The following is a 21,158-nucleotide window of genomic DNA, read 5'->3' as shown; positions in this document are numbered from 1 at the left end:
CTCCTCTCCCTCTCAAATGAATCCTAGGATGTTCGAATCGTCTGCAGCAAATTGGCCATATCTTCAGGAATCGGCGCTTCGAACTGCAGCCACTCTCCGGTGCGCGGATGCTCGAAGCCCAGAATGGCGGCATGCAGTGCCTGGCCTTCCATCAGATTGCCTTTGCTCTTGCCGTACATCGGGTCGCCGACCAAGGGGTGTCCGATGAATTTCATATGCACGCGAATTTGATGCGTTCTCCCCGTTTCCAGCTTGAGCTCGACCAGCGTGAAATCGCCGAACCGTTCGAGTACGACGAAATGCGTCACGGCATGCTTGCTGTTTTTCTCCGTTACGGTGTACATCTTGCGGTCATGCGAGTCCCGGCCGATCGGTGCGTCGATCGTTCCTTGGTCATGCTGGAGCTTCCCGTGGACCAAAGCGATATATTTGCGGTTCACCGTATGAGCTTTCAACTGCTCGGCCAAGCCGGCATGCGCTTTATCATTTTTGGCTGACATAATGAGTCCCGATGTATCCTTATCGATCCGGTGCACGATTCCGGGCCGAAGCTCCCCGTTGATTCCCGACAAATCGCGGCAATGGTACATCAGCGCATTCACCAGCGTGCCCGAATAATGTCCGGGAGCCGGATGCACGACCAAGCCCCGCGGCTTGTTGATGACGATGACGTCCGCATCCTCATATACGACGTTCAGCGGGATGTTCTCTGCGAGAAGTTCAACGCCTTGCGGATCGGGAATCTGCAGCGTGATGACGTCCTGCTCGGCAAGCTTGTAGTTCGGCTTGATCCCTTTCCCGTTCACCTGAACATGCCCGTCTTTGACCCACTGCTGCACCAAGGTTCGGGATACGTCCTCCTCCAAGGCTTCCGTGATGAATTTATCGATGCGTTCTCCCGCGTACGTCTTCTCAACTGTCCATTCGACAGGTTCATTGGATGATAGCTCAGACGAGGTCTGATTTAGGCTCATGGGCGCCTCCCTTTTTCTCTTGTCTCCAAGCTAAGAGCGAATCCAGGAAAATCAGGATAACCCCGACCACGATCGCGGAATCAGCAATATTGAAAATCGGATAGATGTAATAAATATCTTTGCCGAAAAAGCTGAAATCGAAAGTAAATTGAAGGAAATCCACAACTTCCCCGAATAATGCCCGGTCAACGAAATTGCCGATGGCACCGCCAAGCAGCAAGCTGAGCGCAAAAGTCAATAATTTTTTATTTTCACGTACCGTACGGCGCATATACCAGACAATGCCAATCAGAACGAACGTTGTGATAATGATGAAGAACCAGCGCTGGTTTTGCAAAATGCCAAAGGCAGCACCTTTGTTCCTGTGCGAAGTGATCATGAAAAATTCCCCGATGACGGAACGTTCCTCGCCTAGCGGAATCCGTTTGACAATCGTCCATTTGGACACTTGATCCAAGATAAAAACGATAAGCGCATAGAAGTAGTATTTCAAATATTTCATTAATCTTTTCCCCCTAAAAGTTATGCGTACCTGATTTTCAAGGAATTACCTCACTAAAAAATGCAGCCTCACGGCATTATAACGGTATGGATCAGCTGTTAGAAGGGAGCTGTTGAGCTGATGAGTCATTTAACCGAGCAACAATTGAAACAATTATACTTGCAGCTGTTGGAGGAAAAGGTTGATCTCGAGAAACATTTTGCCACGAATGACAACTATGGCTTGGCCAATTCGTTCAGGGACGGTACAGGCGAACTTTCGATGTACGATAATCATCCCGGGGATGTGGCGACCGAAATTTATGAACGTGAGAAAGATATCTCTCTGAATGAACATGCCGAATTTCATTTGCAGCAAGTAGACGAAGCCTTGGTCCATATGGAAAATGGGGATTACGGCCACTGTGTATTCTGCCAGACCCCGATTCCGTTCGAGCGGCTGCAGGCTATACCGACGACCCTTTATTGCCTGGAGCATGTCCCGGATCCGGAGCGCTCCATCCGCCGACCTGTGGAGGAACGAGTCCTTTATCCGCCGTTTGGTCGCACGAGCTTGGACGAACGTCAGGACGAGACTGAATTTGACGGTGAAGATGCATGGCAGATCGTCGAAAGCTGGGGCACATCCAATACGCCGGCCTTCGCCGAAGATCCCAACGTTGAGAATTACAACGAGATGTACATCGAAGCCGATGAGCATGAAGGCTATGTGGAGTCCTTTGAAAGCTTCGTTGCCACCGATTTATACGGCGAGCATGTGACGATCGTACGCAGCAAAGCCTACCGGAACTATATGCATAGCGATGAAGGCGAACCGCTCCTCGAACCGGATGACCGTTCCCATCTTGATGATGAGCCTCTCTAAAATAAACAGGGCAAACGAGCTCCGCTGTAAAGCGAAAGCCCGTTTGCTCTTTCTTTATTCGTGGTAGTGAGCCGTAACCACGTCATTACATCTGACGCACAGAGTTGGATGTTCTTTACTTTGCCCAACCTCTGGAGTGACTATCCAGCAGCGCTCGCACTTCTCGCCTTCCGCCACGGAGATGGCAATCGCCGTATCCTTGGATTGGAAAGCTCCTTCCGGTGCGCTTGTTCCAGGCTGATGGACGGTGACTTGGGACACAATGAACAACTGATCCAGCTGATCCAGCTGCGACAGCAAGCTGTATGCGGCTTCGTTCGGATACAGATGCACGGCAGCACCCAGCGAGTTACCGATGACTTTCTCCTTACGCGCCTCTTCAAGGGCTTTCAGCACTTCGTCACGAATATCCAGGAAGCCGTTCCATTTGGTTTCCAACTGCTCATTATACAAGCTCGTATTGGCTTCAGGAAGCTCGGCAAGTTGAACGCTGCTCAGCTCTACTCCTGGAATGTATTTCCACACTTCATCGGTGGTATGCGCGAGAATCGGTGAAATCAATTTCGTCACGGCGACTAACGTTGCGTACAGAACGGTTTGCGAAGCTTTGCGAGCGGCATCATGAGGCGCATTCGCATACAGTCGGTCTTTGATGATATCCAAATAGAACGAACTCATCTCGACCGCACAGAAGTGGTGAATAGTCTGGTACACGACGTGGAACTCATACGCATCGTACGCTTTAACGACCTTCTCGATCATGCGGTTCAAACGAATCAGCGCGTAACGGTCAAGCTCGGACATATTCGCTGCGGCAACTTGATCGGCAGCCGGATCGAAATGACTTAAGTTGCCGAGCAGGAAGCGCAGCGTGTTACGAATCTTGCGGTACACTTCCGTTGTCTGATTCAAAATATTGTCCGAAATCCGGTGATCGGACTGATAATCCACAGAGGAAACCCACAAACGAAGAATATCCGCTCCCAGTTTCCCGGAAACTGCATTCGGATCAATCGTATTCCCGATCGACTTGGACATTTTCCGTCCTTCGCCGTCGAGTGTGAAGCCGTGACTGAGAATGCCTTTGTATGGCGATTGCTCTCTTGTGGCGACACCTGTAATCAAGGAGGAGTTAAACCAGCCGCGGTATTGGTCGGAGCCTTCCAGATACAGATCAGCCGGCCACTGCAGCTCGGGACGGGATTCCAGTACCGCCACATGGCTGGAGCCGGAATCGAACCACACGTCCATAATATCCGTCTCTTTGCGGAACTCACCGTGACCGCATTTGGAGCACGAAGTTCCCGCCGGCAGTAAGTCCTTCTCATCTTGGATGAACCATACATTGGAGCCTTCGCGCTCGAACAATTGGGCGACGTGCTCAATGGTTTGTTCATTGACCAGCGGCTCATTGCAGCTGCGGCAGTAGAAGATCGGAATCGGCACGCCCCATGAGCGCTGTCTCGAAATGCACCAATCCCCGCGATCGGCGATCATGTTGTGCAAACGGATTTCGCCCCACTCCGGCGTCCATTTGACCTTCTTAATTTCATCCAGCATCTCTTGTCTGAATTTATCGATCGAAGCGAACCATTGCTCCGTTGCGCGATAAATGACAGGCTTCTTCGTCCGCCAGTCGTGCGCGTATTGGTGCTGGATCTCGCCCGCTTTCAGCAGCAAGCCTAATTCCTGCAGCTTCTCGATGACGAGCTTGCCGCCTTTCTCATAGAACAAGCCTTCGAAGCCCGGAGCTTCCGCTGTAAAATGACCTTGATCGTCCACCGGGCACAGCACGCCGATATTGTAGCGCTGGCCGATGGCGAAGTCGTCTTCCCCGTGTCCAGGCGCGGTGTGTACGCAGCCCGTACCGGCTTCGAGCGTAACATGCTCGCCTACCATAACGAGCGACTCGCGGTCATAGAACGGATGCTGGCACGTTGCGTACTCCAGCTCACTGCCTTTCACGGTGGAGAGCACTTCATAATCCGTCCACCCGATTTCTTTGGCAGCCGCAGCCAGCAGGCCTTGGGCAAGCACATATTTCTTGCCTCCGGCTTGTACGACGACATAGTCGAACTCCGGATGCAAGGAGATGCCCAGGTTGGCGGGAAGCGTCCACGGCGTTGTCGTCCAGATGACGATGGCAGCATCTTGCGGAAGCTTGCCTTTACCGTCTTTGACCGGGAAAGCGACATAGATGGACGAGGATGTTTTCTCCTTATACTCGATCTCCGCTTCGGCAAGCGCGCTCTCGGAAGACGGAGACCAATAAACCGGCTTCAGCCCTTTGTAGACGTAGCCCTTCTGCACCATTTTCCCGAAGACGCGAATTTGCCCGGCTTCATATTCCGGCTGCAGGGTAATGTACGGGTTTTTCCAGTCGCCGCGAATACCGAGACGCTTGAACTGGCTTTTTTGCTTCTCGACCGATTGCAGCGCATACTCTTTGCAATACTCACGGAATTCCGGCACCGTCATTTTCTTTCGGTCGACCTTCCCGCTGTTGGTGATCACTTGCTCGATCGGCAGCCCGTGCGTATCCCAGCCCGGCACATACGGGGCATCATAGCCTTGCAGCGTTTTGAAGCGTACGATGATATCTTTCAGTACTTTATTCAGCGCATGTCCAATATGGATATCTCCGTTGGCGTAAGGAGGACCGTCATGCAGAATGAACTTTGTTCTGCCTTTGCGGCTCTCCTGCACTTGGGCATAGATGTCCTCGGCTTCCCAACGCTCTTGAATTTTCGGCTCCGCCTGAGGAAGATTCCCTCGCATCGGAAAATCGGTTTGCAATAAATTTAATGTTTTGCCATAATCCATTCCAACCACTCCATTCTTACCTTCAATGACTTTAACTTTGGATATAAGAGGCCGAAAACAAAAAAAGCTTCTCATCCCCACAAAGGGACGAGAAACTATGCTCGCGGTACCACCCTCGTTATTAAACAATCGGACGGACGCTGCCCGCGGCGGCGCAATCCTCTTCGCTTAATCACTCGATCATGTGTAACGGCATGACCCGTTGCTCTCTACTTCATTCAAGAGACGCTCCTGGGGGATATTCGGTACGCTGCAGAGATTAGGCTCACACCACAACCCTAATTCGCTGACACTGCTCACACGTCCTACTCGTTCCAGTCATAGCTTTATTGAGATACATTTAACAGGAGTATAACGAATTCAGTAGGCATAGTCAATACGACAGCCGCCCGGACCGCCATCTTCTTATGCTTCTTCCTTCTGTTGGTCGAACTGCATGCTCTGCCAACCTTCGTTGTTCAGCAGCTCCAGCTGAGCTTCCAGCAGCGTCCGGAAGCGAGTCCGGTAGATCGACGCTTGCTTCTTCAGCTCCTCGATCTCCAGTGCGACCTTACGGGAACGCGTCAACGATTCGTTAATGATCCGGTCGGCATTCTTCTCAGCTTCTTTCAAGATCAGCTGAGCTTCCTTCTTCGCGTTGTTGCGAACTTCGTCCGCCGCTTCCTGCGCGACAATGATCGTCTTGCTTAACGAGTCCTCGATATTCGTGAAATGATCCAGCCGCTCCTGCAGAGCCAAAGCTTGATTTTGTATGTCTTTATTCTCACGAATCAATGCCTCATAATCTTTAATGACTTGATCGAGGAATTCATTCACTTGATCTTCATCATAACCGCGGAAAGAACGGGAGAACTCCTTGTTATGTATATCTAGCGGTGTTAATGGCATCAGTGCCCCTCCTTAGCGTTTTGCCTAGCAAAACTCACATCTATAAAGAACACTTCGACAGAAACTAAGCAATTCCTGCAAAGTTCGTGGATAATTTATCCACGATCAGGCAAACTTGCCGATCTTCACACGCATTCGCCCTTTTTTCGTGACGCCCTCAACCTCGAGCACCTTGAATCTGCCGAACCCTTGCATAGATACCATATCGCCTTCTTTCAGCGGCTTGCTCGGATCTTCCTCCAGCTTCCAATTCACGCGGCAGCGTCCGGCTTGGATCGGCATCAGCACTTTGGCGCGGCTAAGCCTGAATACATCGCTTACAATTCCGTCCAACCGCATGGACGCTACGGATAGCGTCAGTTCCTCCAGCTTGGCGGAGGACGTCACCAGCTTGTCCGGCGGAAGCAGCTCCGTTAAGACGTGCACACGGTGAACCTGCGACAAGTTCAGGTGCAAATAATCGGCGGCATCGCGCGTAACCAAGCAGTGGCAGCCACCTTCTATAACATGAATATCGCCAACCTTGTCCCGCTTCATGCCGAGTCCAAGAATGGCGCCCATGTAATCTCCATGTTCTAATGTCAGAAACTTACGGTCCCCGGATGAAACGGAGAGAACCGCCATCTCCATGTCGTCATCATCCAATGAACGGTAATCAGGTGCAATGAGCGCCCGTTTGCGCTCAGCGGCCTCATAGCCGCCGTCCAAGCGGCAATGGACGTCAGGATGCCGGTTCACCAAGGAGGTGAGAATGAAAGCTTGTCTGGGATCCAGAAAGTCCGTCAGCTTCACAGCGTGCTGCTGTGCCGCCCGCTCCACCCAATCCCAGGCTTTATCTACAAAGTAATGTTCATCCGAATGAAAATGCCGATAAAGTTCTTTTTGCAAGATTAAAACATCCCTACGATGAAATCTAGAACAGCTGCAATCCCCATAACGACGAAGCGCAATGCGATCAACGCCACGATCGGCGAAAGATCGATGAAGCCGATGCTAGGAATGATTTTGCGGAAAGGACTCAGGTAAGGTTCGACCAATTTCCCAAGCAGCCCCCCGATAAAGCTATCACGTGCATTCGGGAACCAGGAGAGAATGAGATACCCGATAATCATGAAATAATAAATTTCCATCAAAATGCTTAAATAATAGTGAACGTATTCCACGTACGCATCCACCTCTGTGTTAGGATATGCGTCTATTCCTCACTTGCCATTTCGGAGATGTGGCCATGAATATCAACTGTATCCGGCGTGCAGAGGAAGATATTCGGTCCCAGTTTGGAAATAGACCCATTCAAAGCATATACCGTACCGCTTAAAAAATCTACGATGCGTACGGCCTGATCGCTGCGAACTCGTTGAAGATTGACAACCACCGCTCTGCGGGAGCGAAGATGATCGGCGATGTCTTGCGTTTCTTCATACGTTCTCGGCTCGCTCAGTACGACGCGCGCGTTCTTCTGTGAGTGAATGCTGACGACATTCGCCTTATTTTTATTACGCAATTCATAAGGATTGGTTTCAGGTTCTTCCGGCGTTTCCACGATTCGTTCACGCTCTACAACTTCTTCCTCTTCCTGAAGCCCCAGAAAATTCATAAACCTGTTATAAACTCCCATTATCGTTCCCTCCTGTCCTCATCTTCAATCCTATGTAACCATTATTCTTCTTTTCCAACCAAGACGGTCCCCAAACGTATCCAGGTGGCCCCTTCCTCGATCGCAACCTCGAAATCGCCGGACATCCCCATGGACAACTCCTTGATTTCGTAAGGAAAAATACGCTGATCGTTCAAACGGTCCCGCAGTTCCCGCAAGCCTCTGAACACAGGTCTGGTCGCTTCAGCTTCCATCTCATAGGGAGCCATGGTCATCAAGCCGGTAACCTGAATATGCGGAAGCTTGCTTACCTCGGAAGCGAACTCGAAGAACTGCTGGGGATCAATGCCGTACTTCGATTCTTCGCCGGAGACGTTCACTTGCAGCAGGCAATTTACTTGGATGCCAAGCGCTGCAGCCTGCTTGTCCAATTCCTTGGCGAGGGACATCCGGTCCAGCGAATGGATGTAGGCGAACTTGCCGATGACATCCTTCACTTTATTCGTTTGCAAGTGACCGATGAAATGCCAGGTTCCGCGCTCGTGCAGCGCCTCCCACTTGGGCTTGACGTCCTGCCAGCGGTTCTCGCCGATATGCCGCATGCCCGCATCCAGGACGCTCCTGGTCGTCTCTAGGGAAACATATTTGGTCACCGCAATGATATTGATCTCCTTCGTATCCCGCCCCGCCCGTTGACAGGCGGCAGCGACGCGAGACTCCACTTCCTTCATGCGTGTCAGTAAACTCATTTCGCTATGAACACCTCAATTCCACAATGCCGCTTGCCCAGCTCATCTTATCGAAGACCGATCCAAGCAACCATTCTCCCTGTTGAACCCCCTTCTCTTCGGTGAGAAAAGAAAGTGTCGGTTCTGCAACTCGTACATAACTGGGATACTTCGATATGGGACGACAAAATTCCTGCTTGGCGCAACAATTTTCGGTTTAGTTCTTGCAAATTCAGCATGTACTTCCCATTCTCCTTGCTCCGAATGACTTCAAGCTGCTCCGCTTGTGAAGCTTGGATCTCGGCGAGCACGGCGTAGACGCGATCCGCAACGGTTCGGTCCACCTCATAGCAGCAAACGCCGATGGAAGGTCCGATAGCCGCCCGAATGTCCGAGGGCTGGCTACCAAAAGTATGCGTCATTAAGGATATTGTAGCCATGGAAATGTTTAGTACCGAGCCCTTCCAACCCGCGTGCGAAAGTCCTGCCACATGACGGACGGGATCATAGAAAAACAGCGGCACACAGTCCGCGAACTGCGCGCACAGCACGATTCCCTTTTCATTCGTCACGAAACCGTCCCTCGCTTGAATAGCCGATTCCCGCGAAGTCCTCCCTCTCCCCTTATCCGCCTGCCGGACGATGGCAATTTCATTCCCGTGCACTTGCTCCCCATAGGTAAAGGCTTCGAACGGCTCGCCGACGGCTTCGGCCAGCAGCTCGCGGTTCCTGATCACATGGTCAGGCAAGTCATGAACATGCAGTCCGCAATTCAGCGTCGAATACGGCGCTTCACTTACGCCGCCGTGGCGGGACGTAAACCCCGCCGTCACTTTTTCGAATTGATCCATCCAACTGGCTATCGTATAAAGGACCGGCTGATCCTCTTTGGTTTGTTGAACAAACGGTTCCATTCGTCTGCCTCTCTCCTCTTCCATCCGTCTCCTTCTACTTTAGCATAAAAAAATAAAAAGACACACGATGATCTTCTGAGGCCCAGGGCCAGCAGTCCTCTCGTGTGCCACAGCTTAATTGCGGAACTGGCGGTTAAATTCGTAAACGCCCTCGTTCGTATCCTCGGTTTGACGATACGGCCTTACCTCTTCCAGTTTCACCAGCACGACATCAGCGCCGATCTTCACAATATGCTTCCACGGAATGATAACGTCCGTCCCCGTTCCGAACAATCCGAAGAAGCGGCTTTGGTTCGGCACAACGATCGATTCTATGCGACCCTGGCGCAGATCAAGCTCCAAGTCACTGATTTGACCGAGCTTTTTGCCGTCCACAATATTGATTACATCCTTCGTCTGGAAATCAGATATTTTCATGAGGCTTATCACCACGAATCTCATTAGATTTGAACTGATTTTGTACTAGTATATGTACCGGGTGGGCAAAATGTCCTGAATACGAAAAAAAGACCGCACGGCTTGTCAGATCCGCGTCGGTCTTTATGTAATGAAATTACGATTTCACATGTTTCTGCATCTGGCCGATGGCCGACTTCTCCAACCTGGAAACCTGTGCTTGTGAAATGCCGATCTCATCGGCAACTTCCATCTGCGTCTTGCCTTCGAAGAAGCGCATGGAGAGAATCAGCTTTTCCCTGGCATTCAGCTTGCGCATCGCTTCTCTCAGCGCAATGCCTTCGATCCAGGACAAATCTTTGTTCCGCTCGTCGCTGATCTGATCCATGACATAGATTGGATCTCCGCCGTCATGGTAGATCGGCTCGAACAACGAAACCGGGTCCTGGATGGCGTCGAGTGCAAAGACGACATCCTCTTTGGGCACGTTCAGCGCCTCGGAAATTTCATAAATCGTGGGTTCGCGCGAATTCGCATTCGTCAGGCTGTCTCTGACTTGCAGCGCTTTGTAAGCAATATCTCTTAAGGAACGAGAAACGCGAATCGGGTTATTGTCTCGTAAGTAGCGGCGTATCTCACCTATAATCATCGGTACAGCATAGGTTGAGAATTTGACATTTTGGCTCAAATCGAAGTTATCAATAGCCTTCATCAGACCGATGCAGCCAACCTGGAAGAGATCGTCCACATACTCCCCGCGATTATTGAACCTCTGGATCACACTTAGAACCAACCTGAGGTTCCCGTTCACCAATTTCTCTCTTGCCGTTCGCTCCTGCTTGGTCTGCAAATCAGCGAACAGCTCGCGCATTTCAGCATTGGTCAGAACAGGCAGTTTGGCGGTATCAACACCACATATCTCAACTTTATTTCGGGTCACCGTGATTACCTCCCAAGGAGAAACATTAATGTTAATTATCCCCGCGAGCGACCGATTTATTCCTCGTCCGAACCGTGCATGACCACTTGACAAAAGGGCTGCGACTCGCTCCCCCCTGAGACTGCTGAACAATTTCGATATCCGGCCGCCAAAAAAATTTTCACAAAAAAAAGAGAGGCTGAATGGCGTCAGCCATTCGATGCTCTCCCTTTCCTTTACACCATCTTATTAAATTCCTTGCGCAGCCGCTTAATAATCCGCTTCTCCAGCCTCGATATGTACGATTGGGAAATGCCCAATAGATCCGCTACATCCTTCTGCGTCTTCTCCTCGCCGTCTTGCAGGCCGAAGCGCAGCTCCATGATGATCCGCTCGCGCTCGCTCAGCTTATCCAGCGCTTTATGCAGCAGCTTACGGTCAACCTGCTCCTCGATATTTCGGTATATCGTGTCGTTCTCCGTACCCAGCACGTCGGACAAGAGCAGCTCATTGCCGTCCCAGTCAATGTTCAGCGGTTCATCGAACGAGACCTCCGTACGGATCTTGCTGTTGCGCCGCAGGTACATCAGAATCTCGTTCTCAATACATCGCGAAGCGTAGGTGGCGAGCTTGATCTTCTTCTCCGGGTCGAAGGTATTGACGGCCTTGATTAAGCCGATTGCTCCGATCGAGACCAAATCCTCGATATTGATCCCCGTATTTTCAAATTTTCTAGCTATATAAACAACCAATCTCAGGTTGCGCTCGATCAGCATAGCACGAATGGCGGCGTCCCCGGACGGTAATTTTTCCAATAAGTATTCTTCTTCTTCTCTCGTGAGCGGCGGCGGTAAAGCTTCACTGCCACCGATGTAGTAGATTTCTTCTCCCTTAAGGCCGAGAAACATCAAAAGTCGGTAGTACGCTAGTTGAAAAAGCATTTTCCACTTCAAGAACATGTTAGTTTCCTCCTAAGAGTTTTGCATTGGCAAAGCTGGTTTCGTTAGCTTTGCTGTGTTGCAGAAGGCATATGGCTCATCTACTAACCGGCTGATAGTAAGGCTGGGTGAATGATCGCTTGATACGATCCGTCGCTGCATAGCTTTCCTCCGTCGAGTCCAATGAGTACTTTTGACGCTTCAATCTGCGTATGATTATGGGTGATCACCACCTTATCCGGTTTAATGGCCAGCATGAATTGGGTGTTCCGGTTAACGCCCCGGTAAGGCACAAGACGCAATCGGTCCTGCCATACGAACTCTTCCACACCCAAACCACTTATGATCTGGTCAACATCTGCCGACCGGATCCTCTGCAGCCATTCTACTGGCAAGACATCGCCCCATTCCGAGACCTCCATCACCATGACTGGGGTACGCGTCAACGGGTCATACAGTTGGTTGCCTGTATCAATCAACCCTTTGCAAGTCGCCGTGTAATCCCCTACGTGTATCGTTACCTCCGCTACGAACGTAGTCAGCACCTCACGCTGCTTCGTGCTTTGCAGGACGGTTCTAAACCACCACAGCAAAGGAAGCAGCAGCATTAGGACAAATAGTACGCTGCCGATTTGCAGCTGAAACATCGGAACACCGGATGATGTGAAGACAATTCCCTTCATCACGTCGGATGAAGAGGCTGCGACATAATGGATGCCGAACATGCCGCCGGCCACAGCGAAATTGACTAACAGGAACGTTCCGACGTTTCTTATTAAATTTTGTAAAGAACCGAACCCAAAAGCTGTCATAATCATCGCTATGCAAAATATACATTTCACAGAAAATGTAAATAAGAACGCCGGCACCGGCAGGAACATAATGACGACATAGGAGGCTCCTAAGAACGACGAACCTGCGATTCTCCACCACTTGAACGAGATTTTCCGCGTTTTGGCCGTCACGATCAACATGGCCGCATCGATCAGAAAGTTCAGCAGGAAAATGAGATCCGCGTAAACGATCACAATGTCCTCACCTCCATGACAGATGCTATTTCAACCATTTTCCTGACGAAACTTTAAGGTTCTAAATCAGTATAGGGCAAACCTATTTCAAAGTCTGTCTAAATGTGCTGATAGGCTACTACTTTTTTTGTCAGTTGACGCGGCATCCGGTTCGCTAGAAAAGCCCTAGAAATAGCAAAAAACCGAAGCCACTACGATCTGTAGGGCTTCGGTCTCTTTACATATTTGATGTAATTATTTGTCGTTATTCCGTCCGCGGTTGCGCAGGAACGTCGGAATATCCAATTGGTCGTTCGATGGTGTAGAACCGAAAGGTTTGAGATTGTTCAAGCGGTTGTCCGAAGTCTGCTGGGTTGACGGCTGCTCTGGTTGTCCTGAGATCGGACGTCTCGTCTGCTGATTCATCGGCATCGCTTTATGTTCAAATCCCGTTGCAATAACCGTTACAAGAATCTCGTCTTTGAGCTTCTCATCGATCACCGCACCGAAGATCATGTTCACCTCAATATCGGAAGCGGAGGCAACAATATCTGCCGCTTCGTTAACCTCATAGAGGCTAAGGTTCACACCGCCGGTAATGTTCATCAGAACCCCGCGCGCTCCTTCAATCGACGTTTCCAAGAGCGGTGAGGAAATCGCCTTCTTCGCTGCTTCTGCGGCACGGTTCTCGCCGGTCGCTACCCCGATGCCCATAAGCGCGGAGCCGCGTTCCGTCATGATCGTTTTGACATCGGCGAAGTCCAGGTTAATGAGACCAGGAACTGCGATCAAGTCGGAGATCCCTTGTACGCCTTGACGAAGCACGTTATCCGCTTCACGGAATGCTTCAAGCATAGGCGTCTTCTTATCTACGATTTCCAATAATCGGTCGTTAGGAATGATAATGAGCGTATCTACTTTCTCTTTCAGCGCCGCAATCCCTTGCTCAGCTTGCAAGGAACGCTTGCGGCCTTCGAACGTGAACGGACGCGTCACGACGCCTACCGTTAGCGCGCCTACTTCTTTGGCGATTTCCGCAATGACCGGAGCCGCCCCTGTTCCCGTACCGCCGCCCATACCGGCTGTAACGAATACCATATCTGCGCCGCGAAGCGTGTTCAGAATCATCTCCCTTGACTCTTCTGCCGCTTTCTTCCCGACGTCCGGGTTAGCGCCTGCGCCAAGACCGCGCGTAAGCTTGTCCCCGATTTGCAATTTATGCTCGGATTTCGCCAGATGCAGCGCTTGCGCATCCGTGTTCACCGTAATAAACTCAACGCCTTTGACGCCGTTCTCGATCATACGGTTAACCGCATTACTACCGCCGCCACCTACACCGATGACTTTTATTTGAGCCAACTGGTCCAAATCCATATCAAATTCAAACATGTGAGTCATATCCCCCTAACTTTGCATTCACTATATAAATTCACTGAAAAAACTTTTGACACGTTCGATAAAACCTGGTTTTGAACTATCGGAGGATTTTTTTGTTGCTGCAGCAGCCGTCTTCGCCACTACTTTCTTGGAGATGCCAGAATTCCGGTTCTTCATATATTTGGATACGAACTGTATGATGCCGACGCCGCTTGTGTAAGACGGGTCACGCACACCGATGAAATCAGGGACGGCAATACGAACGGATGTGGCCAACTGCGCCTGCGCAATCGGAAGGATGCCAGGCATACAGACGGTACCGCCTGTCAGCACATAACCGCCGGCAAGATCGCCATAGCCCAGTCGGTGCACCTCGGCACGAATCAGTTGGAAAATTTCTTCCACACGGGGTTCAATGATATTCGCCAGATCAACTTGCGAAAACTCTTTCTCCACGTTGCTGCCCATTCTCGTTACTTTGAACACTTGATCGGGAGCGGAGTCGTCTACGGAAGCACAGCCGTACTTCAGCTTGATTTTCTCTGCGATCTCAAGCTGTGTCCGAAGACCGATCGAGATATCGTTGGAGATATATTCGCCGCCGATTTGGATCGTCGACGTAGCTGCCAGATTGCCTTGCTCAAACACAGCAATAGTCGCCGAACCTGCACCGATATCAACGAGAACCGTTCCAACCGATTTCTCATCCTTGGATAAGGCCAGCTGTCCGGATGCAAGCGACATCAAGATGAGACCTGCGACCTTCAGTTCGGATTTTTCCACAACACGGATTAAATTATGTATCCCCGTCTTCGCGCCCGTGATAATCGTCGCTTCGACTTCCAAGCGAACGCCGATCATGCCGCGAGGATCGTTAATGCCCTCTTGACCATCTACTAAGTACTGCTTCGGTACGACACCAATAATTTCACGTTCGGGAGGTAATGCGATGACTCTTGCCGCTTGAATGACACGATCGATATCCTCTTCTCCAATCTCCCGGTCTTCATTAGAGACCGCGACGACACCGTGACTGGATTGCAGAGCAATATGATTTCCTGAAATTCCAACATAAACCTCGGAAATTTGTACGCCTACCATACGTTCAGCATGATCAACGGCACTGCGGATGGAGTTCACAGTTTGATCGATGTCAACGATAGCGCCTTTACGAATACCCTCTGACTCGGCAGATCCCACACCTATTATATTAATGGTTCCGTTAACAACTTCCCCAATAATAGCACGAACCTTGGATGTACCGATGTCTAAACTAACAATGATGTCATTGTTGCTCAAGCCCCTGGCACCTCCTATAACTTGGATAATAAAGTGATTTCATGACAATTACATAAATACGTATTCCACACAACCGCCATATTCCCTCTTTTTTCTACATTTTTTTTGCTGGACATCAAGTCGTTTTTTTCAACATTCCATTTTCGATAGAATTGGGGTAAAACGCGTCTAGTAAATCATTCTCCAAATTGCCAGGTTAATAGGTTTCTATTTAACCATAAAACTAATTTTAACATTAATTTTCATGCTTGAGTAGCCCATTAAAGCGTTTTTTTGCGAGTCATGACGCGGTGTTTCCTCTTATGGCCCTTGAGCGGTCAATTTCGGCTTCGGCTTTGTGCCGGCTACTGCGACGGCTTCGTGGCGGATTTGCCAGAATCTTTGTTAGCATCGGGGGTAGTGCTTGGCTGACCGCTTCCGGATTTGGCACCGGACGTACTGCCCGAATCGCTCCGGGGCTGTTCATTCGGTTCGAATGGAGCATGGTATTCAACTTCCAGCATGGTGATCACTCCGCTGGTAATATGGTCTTCATGTAAGCTTGCTATATATGCCGGGAGATTGTCAATTTTCTCGGGCAAATAGGCAATGGTTGTATACACCTCAAACTGGGATCTTGTGTACAGTTTGATTTTGTCAGGATACGGCTCGGAAGGATCCGGCTTGATCTCGGAAATATCCGAGAGTGCGCTTTCCGGAATTTCGCTTAGCACTTTACAAAGCGCGGCCTTGTTCGGGTCCCCGTCCGTCCACCCGGTCAGGATCGGCATATCCAGCGGAACGCTGCTGCCTGCAGGCAGTTCGACGATTGCCCCGTCTGCGAGCACGGCTTGCTTCGTGCCGTTTGCGCCCAATTGAAACGCGACCTTCGGAAACTCCTCCACGGTTATATGGATGACGCCGGGAAAGTGCTTCTTCACGGATGCCGTTTTGATCATCGGCAGGGAAGTGATCCGCGATTCGATCGTTCCCGACGAGACGGCGAAGAAACGGTCTCCGACCGCGATCTGACTGGCTTGTCCAATAGTTTCGGCAGCCATAAGCTCATTTCCTTCAACCTCGATCGCACTAATTCGGCTCAGCGACGATTGAAAGAAGAGAATGAACAAAATGATGATGAAAAAAATGAACAAAAAAATGAGCAGTTTCCGATTGGTACGCGCTCGTGGCTTGGGTACAGGCGGCAGAGCGGGCACATTGCGGTCTTCTGACAAGATGGGCACCACCTAATAGTTTCGTATGGAGGATCATATCTACATATCTATGGCCCTGTTTCCGAACATCGATGAAAACCGTGAATCCCCGCCTGCTGCCAGGAAGGGATGCGCGGAAATCATTCAAATGTTCCTCTTATTCACTCGGGACCGGTGATTGGCGATGCACGGAGGCTCCCAACCTGGAAAGCATTTGTTCTATTCTATCATAGCCTCTATCAATATGGTGAATTTGCTCAACAATCGTCGTGCCATGCGCAGCCAGACCGGCGATAACGAGTGCCGCGCCAGCACGCAAGTCAGTAGCCTCCACAGTCGCTCCATACAGCCTAGGAACGCCGCGGATAAAGGCTGAACTCATATCCACACGGATATCTGCACCCATGCGGGACAGTTCATCTACGTGTTTGAATCTACCTTCGAATATCGTTTCTTTCATTACGCTCATGCCGTCTGCTAGAGAGAGCAGCACCATAACTTGCGATTGCAGATCCGTAGGAAACGAAGGATGCGGTGAGGTGACGATGCGTTCAACGGCTTTCGGCCTCGTCGGACAGCTTACATGTATTATATCATCGTCAGTGACGATTTGAACACCTGCGCGCTTAAGGACATGAATTACCGATGTCAAATGAGCGGGATTGACCTTCTCCAGGGTGATGTTCCCTTTGGTTGCGGCTGCGGCAACCAAGAAGGTACCGGCAACGATGCGGTCCGGGATGATCCGGTATTCGCAAGGCGTTAGTGACGTTACACCGCGAATCGTGATGGTGTCCGTCCCGGCTCCGATAATGTCGGCGCCCATTGCATTCAGGAAATTTTGCAAATCCTGTATTTCCGGCTCCCTTGCCGCATTATAAATCGTTGTGATGCCTTCCGCCCTAACAGCGGCCATCATAATATTTTCCGTAGCTCCGACACTGGGGAAATCGAGGACGATTTCTGCCCCATGCAAGGAGTCGGCCGTGCAAACAATTTTGTTCGCGAATTCTTCGATGCTGGCACCGAGCGCTTGCAAGCCCTTCAGGTGCAAATCGATTTTACGTTCGCCGATCGCGCAGCCGCCGGGCTGATACACCGTGACACTGCCGAATCTGGCGAGCAGCGGACCCATCAGAAAGATGGAAGATCGCATCTGACCCATCAATTCTTCCGGAATATGTGAGGAATGTGCTGTGGATGTTGTAACGGATACCGTATCCTCCTGCTGTTCGGCACGACAGCCCAGTGCGCGCAAAATACGCATCATCGTGTCGATATCCAGCAAGTTCGGAACGTTGTGCAGAGTATGAGTGCCGCTAGCTAGGATGCATGCTGCTAAGATTGGTAATGCGGCGTTTTTCGCGCCGTGTATCTGGATGGCTCCCGTGAGAGGTCTTCCACCTTCGATAACGAGCTTCTCCAAAGTTCCACCTCCGATTTACCTCTCACCCATCACCAGCACTTCAGGTACGAGCGATATGCCGTACTTCGATTGTACGATCTGCTGTACTTCGGTTATGAGAGTGAGAACGTCCTCGGCTTTAGCATCTCCGGTATTGACAATGAAATTGGCGTGCAGCGTAGAAATTTCCGCTCCACCGACACGTTTGCCTTTCAGGCCGGCATCTTCGATGAGCTTTGCTGCGAATCCCCCTGCGGGGTTGCGGAATACACTGCCGGCACAAGCTAATTGCAGCGGCTGCGTGCGGAGACGCCGATCCCGGTACGCCGCCATGGCGCCCGCAATTTCTTTGCGTTCTCCGACCTGCAGTTCAAAGACAGCTTCCGTTACAATGCCGGGTAATGTATGCAAAATGGAATGCCGATAAGCATACTGCAAATCCTCCACCTGCATGGTGACCAATTCCCCTGTGTCCAGGATGACTTCAGCCTGCTTGAGTATGCGTGACACATCGGACCCGTGAGCCCCTGCGTTCATGTAAACGGCGCCTCCCACAGAACCGGGAATGCCAGAAGCAAACTCCAGTCCGGTTAAACCTTCTTTGGCCGCTAAGACGGACAATTTGATGAACGAATAGGAACCGCCGGCATATACGGTCGCGCCTTCGAAGCGCAAAGTCTCCAGCGCCGAGCCTAGCTTAATGACGACTCCACGAATGCCTTTGTCACTGACGAGCAGATTGGATCCTCGGCCGATAATCGTCCACGGCACTCCGCGCTGATGCAGGAAGCGAATGCATGCTGCAACCTGCTCTTTCGAATGAGGGAGGATAAGACAATCGGCCGGACCTCCGATTTTCCAAGTCGTGTAAGGGGCCAGTCGTTCATTCGTTCGAATCTCGCCAATATTTGCTGCCTGTAAGTCGGATATTAACTGCTGCATGGGAAAACCTCCTTCACAGAACGTAGGGCGAAATTATTGAGCCATCGGTTTGAAGTTCCATAATTTCATAAATACGGACCCTGTTTGAAGTTGGCCGGTCTTCTTTCAGCGGTGCCGTATCAAGCCTTAGGTGTCTGTCACGGTTATAGTATAGTTTATGTAAAATCGGATAGAGTGTGACAATCGCCCATTCGCTTTCGAAAATCTAACTTGATAAGCTATGGGATTCAATCAGTTTCACGATGGCTGCCACGGCATCGCTGTCGTTGCGCGCCTGCATGGCGGCCTTATAGGAAGCTCTGTCGGCGTATAGCGACTCTACGCGCGCCAGCAGTGTCTCAGGTGTTAATTCCTCTTCCTGCAGAACATCGGCGTATCCGGCTTTCTGAAAGGACTTCGCATTCAGGATCTGATCGCCACGGCTCGCTTGCAAGGAAAGCGGAATGAGCAGCATCGGTTTCTCCAAACCTAGAAACTCATAAATCGACGTTGCGCCGGCGCGTGAAATAACCAGCTCGGTCATCGCCAGCACATCCGGCAGCTCTTCATTTAAGTACTCGAATTGCTTATAACCGCGCAGCGCGGCATGCTCCGCCGAAATATTGCCTTTGCCGCACAAATGCACGATCTGGAACTGCTCCAGCAGGCGGGGAAGATTCGCTCTCACCGCCTGGTTAATCGCTTGGGAGCCTAAGCTGCCCCCCATAATTAAAATTACCGGCTTCTGCTTGTGGAAATCGCACAGCTGGTAGCCGGCAGACGCTTTGCCGCTGCGGATATGCGCGCGGATCGGCAAGCCGGTCAGTACCGCCTTATCTTTCGAGACATGCTGCAGCGATTCCGGAAACGTCACGCATACCTTCGTCGCCAGCGGTATCGATATTTTGTTAGCCAAGCCTGGCGTCATATCGGATTCGTGAATGATCACCGGCACTTTATTGAGGCGGCTGCCCACAACGACCGGGACGGAAACGAACCCGCCTTTCGAAAAGACGATGGCGGGCTTCAAACGGCGGAGCAATCTATAAGATTCATACACGCCTTTCATGACTTTGAAAGGGTCCTTGAAATTTTTCAGATCAAAATACCGACGCAGCTTCCCGGACGAAATCCCGTAGAACGGAACCCCTTCATGTCCGATGATGTCTTTCTCGATGCCTGTAGCTGAACCTATGTATTTAATTTCCCAACCCAGCTCCTTCAGCCTCTGCATGAGGGCGATGTTGGGTGTCACATGTCCTGCGGAGCCTCCTCCGGTGAAGACAATCGTTTTCATTCCCCTGTCACCTCGAATAACGGGATATATTAAGCAGGATGCCGACCGAGGTCAGCATGAGCGTGAGCGATGAACCCCCTGCGCTTATGAACGGCAGCGTGATGCCGGTAACCGGGAACATCCCGATGACAACGCCGATATTAATAATAACCTGCACGGCAATCATGCCGATGATGCCGACAGCAATCAAACTCGCGAACGTATCCGGGGCCGTGATCGCCGCCCGCATACCGCGCCAAACAAGAATCGTAAACAGAAGCAGCACCAGCGTACCGCCTATGAAGCCAAGTTCTTCGGCAATGATGGAAAAAATAAAATCCGTCTGAGGCTCCGGCAAGTAACTGTATTTCTGCCGGCTCATGCCCAACCCCAAACCTACCAAACCGCCCGGTCCTATCGCATAAAGCGATTGAATAGATTGATAACCTGCACCCAGCGGATCCTGCCAAGGATCCAGGAAAGCGGTGATCCGCTTAAGCCTGTAAGGTGCGGCGATGACCAACCCTACGAAACCGGCAACTCCTATCATACCTAGATAAGAGAGATGAAGCAATCTTGCGCCCGACGTATAGATGATGAGCAGCGATGCGCCGACGAGCACAGCGCCGGTCCCCAGGTCAGGCTGCAGCATAATAAGCCCGAAAGCCAGCCCCATAATGCCAAGAGGCGGCAAAAGCCCTTTCGTAAAATGGGTGATTTTGGACTGCTGCTCGGAGAGCAGTTTGGCCAAATAAAGAATCATACCCATCTTCATGAACTCCGACGGCTGAATGCCGAAGGCGCCGATCCCCAACCAGCTGCGCGCGCCGCCGCGAACGACGCCGATGCCGGGAATCAGCACGATGACCAGCATGATGAAGCACACAATCAGCGTAATTCTGGCGAATTTCTTCAAAACGAGATAATCCACATTCATCGTAAAAAACATGGCGACAACACCGAGAACGGCGAATATCAACTGCCGCTTCAAGTAGTAGAGCGAATCACCGAACTCGCGAAACGCGAGTACGCTGCTCGCGCTGTACACCATAATAATGCCAATCGTCAAAAGCAGCAAGGTGGGAATAATTATCCAGATATCAGGAGCGGACCGTGCTTTACCCATAACAGACACCT

At 50.9% G+C, this 21,158-nt stretch carries 21 protein-coding genes and 1 other annotated feature; of the genes, 1 reads left to right on the top strand and 20 read right to left on the bottom strand.

Translation table 11 applies throughout. From position 1 onward, the window contains the following. Nucleotides 1–23 precede the first annotated feature (23 nt). A complete protein-coding gene (locus tag J2X61_RS09545; RefSeq protein ID WP_274471021.1) occupies nt 24–974 on the bottom strand; it encodes an RluA family pseudouridine synthase in 951 nt (316 codons plus the stop codon). Beyond that, on the bottom strand, nt 949–1,476 hold the full coding sequence (lspA, locus tag J2X61_RS09540; protein WP_396135423.1) for a signal peptidase II: 528 nt from the start codon (nt 1,474–1,476) through the stop codon (nt 949–951). The genes J2X61_RS09545 and lspA overlap by 26 nt, the downstream gene beginning before the upstream one ends. A 120-nt stretch (nt 1,477–1,596) precedes the next feature. Here lspA and J2X61_RS09535 point away from each other — a divergent pair, with 120 nt between their 5' ends. Then, complete coding sequence (locus J2X61_RS09535; RefSeq protein ID WP_274471019.1) at nt 1,597–2,340, top strand: TraR/DksA C4-type zinc finger protein; 744 nt, start codon at nt 1,597–1,599, stop codon at nt 2,338–2,340. Nucleotides 2,341–2,394: 54 nt separating this feature from the next. Here the strand turns inward: J2X61_RS09535 and ileS are convergent, their stop codons facing one another. The 18 genes from ileS to spoVE form a co-directional block, all read right to left on the bottom strand. After that, on the bottom strand, nt 2,395–5,163 hold the full coding sequence (ileS, locus tag J2X61_RS09530; protein ID WP_310187532.1) for an isoleucine--tRNA ligase: 2,769 nt from the start codon (nt 5,161–5,163) through the stop codon (nt 2,395–2,397). Nucleotides 5,164–5,243: 80 nt separating this feature from the next. Then, nucleotides 5,244–5,494 (bottom strand) — a binding site (T-box leader). Between the two features lie 74 nt (nt 5,495–5,568). Continuing rightward, complete coding sequence (locus tag J2X61_RS09525; RefSeq protein WP_274471016.1) at nt 5,569–6,051, bottom strand: DivIVA domain-containing protein; 483 nt, start codon at nt 6,049–6,051, stop codon at nt 5,569–5,571. Between the two features lie 105 nt (nt 6,052–6,156). Beyond that, nucleotides 6,157–6,939: a YlmH family RNA-binding protein gene (locus tag J2X61_RS09520; RefSeq protein ID WP_396135422.1), complete on the bottom strand. Its 783-nt coding sequence runs from the start codon at nt 6,937–6,939 to the stop codon at nt 6,157–6,159. A 2-nt stretch (nt 6,940–6,941) separates the two neighbouring features. Then, entirely contained in the window at nt 6,942–7,181 is a 240-nt protein-coding gene (locus J2X61_RS09515; RefSeq protein ID WP_379240621.1) for a YggT family protein, read from the bottom strand. A 65-nt stretch (nt 7,182–7,246) separates the two neighbouring features. Next, nucleotides 7,247–7,669, bottom strand: coding sequence for a cell division protein SepF (locus J2X61_RS09510; protein WP_274471012.1), 423 nt, complete (start codon nt 7,667–7,669; stop codon nt 7,247–7,249). Nucleotides 7,670–7,710: 41 nt separating this feature from the next. Continuing rightward, nucleotides 7,711–8,397, bottom strand: coding sequence for a YggS family pyridoxal phosphate-dependent enzyme (locus tag J2X61_RS09505; RefSeq protein ID WP_274471009.1), 687 nt, complete (start codon nt 8,395–8,397; stop codon nt 7,711–7,713). Nucleotides 8,398–8,444: 47 nt separating this feature from the next. After that, nucleotides 8,445–9,290, bottom strand: coding sequence for a peptidoglycan editing factor PgeF (gene pgeF, locus J2X61_RS09500; RefSeq protein WP_274471007.1), 846 nt, complete (start codon nt 9,288–9,290; stop codon nt 8,445–8,447). Nucleotides 9,291–9,404: 114 nt separating this feature from the next. Further along, nucleotides 9,405–9,707 carry a YlmC/YmxH family sporulation protein gene (locus J2X61_RS09495; RefSeq protein WP_274471005.1) on the bottom strand — a complete coding sequence of 101 codons (303 nt, stop codon included), beginning with the start codon at nt 9,705–9,707 and terminating at the stop codon, nt 9,405–9,407. Nucleotides 9,708–9,843: 136 nt separating this feature from the next. Next, entirely contained in the window at nt 9,844–10,626 is a 783-nt protein-coding gene (sigG, locus tag J2X61_RS09490; protein WP_274471004.1) for an RNA polymerase sporulation sigma factor SigG, read from the bottom strand. A gap of 215 nt (nt 10,627–10,841) precedes the next feature. Beyond that, a complete protein-coding gene (sigE, locus tag J2X61_RS09485; protein ID WP_274471002.1) occupies nt 10,842–11,564 on the bottom strand; it encodes an RNA polymerase sporulation sigma factor SigE in 723 nt (240 codons plus the stop codon). Nucleotides 11,565–11,647: 83 nt separating this feature from the next. Further along, nucleotides 11,648–12,571, bottom strand: a complete 924-nt coding sequence (gene spoIIGA, locus J2X61_RS09480) for a sigma-E processing peptidase SpoIIGA (protein ID WP_274471001.1) — start codon at nt 12,569–12,571, stop codon at nt 11,648–11,650. A gap of 234 nt (nt 12,572–12,805) precedes the next feature. Further along, nucleotides 12,806–13,939: a cell division protein FtsZ gene (gene ftsZ / locus J2X61_RS09475; RefSeq protein ID WP_274471000.1), complete on the bottom strand. Its 1,134-nt coding sequence runs from the start codon at nt 13,937–13,939 to the stop codon at nt 12,806–12,808. Nucleotides 13,940–13,969: 30 nt separating this feature from the next. After that, nucleotides 13,970–15,226: a cell division protein FtsA gene (gene ftsA, locus J2X61_RS09470; RefSeq protein ID WP_274470999.1), complete on the bottom strand. Its 1,257-nt coding sequence runs from the start codon at nt 15,224–15,226 to the stop codon at nt 13,970–13,972. Nucleotides 15,227–15,570: 344 nt separating this feature from the next. After that, the gene (locus J2X61_RS09465) at nt 15,571–16,440 is read right to left on the bottom strand and encodes a cell division protein FtsQ/DivIB (protein ID WP_310187527.1); all 870 of its coding nucleotides are present in this window, start codon (nt 16,438–16,440) and stop codon (nt 15,571–15,573) included. Nucleotides 16,441–16,576: 136 nt separating this feature from the next. After that, on the bottom strand, nt 16,577–17,845 hold the full coding sequence (gene murA / locus J2X61_RS09460) for a UDP-N-acetylglucosamine 1-carboxyvinyltransferase (RefSeq protein WP_274470997.1): 1,269 nt from the start codon (nt 17,843–17,845) through the stop codon (nt 16,577–16,579). A gap of 15 nt (nt 17,846–17,860) precedes the next feature. Further along, a complete protein-coding gene (gene murB / locus J2X61_RS09455; RefSeq protein WP_274470995.1) occupies nt 17,861–18,766 on the bottom strand; it encodes a UDP-N-acetylmuramate dehydrogenase in 906 nt (301 codons plus the stop codon). Nucleotides 18,767–18,971: 205 nt separating this feature from the next. Then, nucleotides 18,972–20,042 (bottom strand): undecaprenyldiphospho-muramoylpentapeptide beta-N-acetylglucosaminyltransferase, encoded by a 1,071-nt coding sequence (locus J2X61_RS09450; protein WP_310187525.1) that lies wholly within the window; start codon nt 20,040–20,042, stop codon nt 18,972–18,974. Between the two features lie 7 nt (nt 20,043–20,049). Then, nucleotides 20,050–21,147, bottom strand: coding sequence for a stage V sporulation protein E (gene spoVE / locus J2X61_RS09445; protein WP_274470993.1), 1,098 nt, complete (start codon nt 21,145–21,147; stop codon nt 20,050–20,052). Nucleotides 21,148–21,158 lie beyond the last annotated feature (11 nt).

This window comes from Bacillus sp. 3255 (genome assembly GCF_031456485.1).
Taxonomy (GTDB): Bacteria; Bacillota; Bacilli; order Paenibacillales; family NBRC-103111; genus Paenibacillus_E.
Note: the sequence above shows the minus strand (reverse complement) of the source record. Positions and strands in the feature narration are given on the sequence as shown.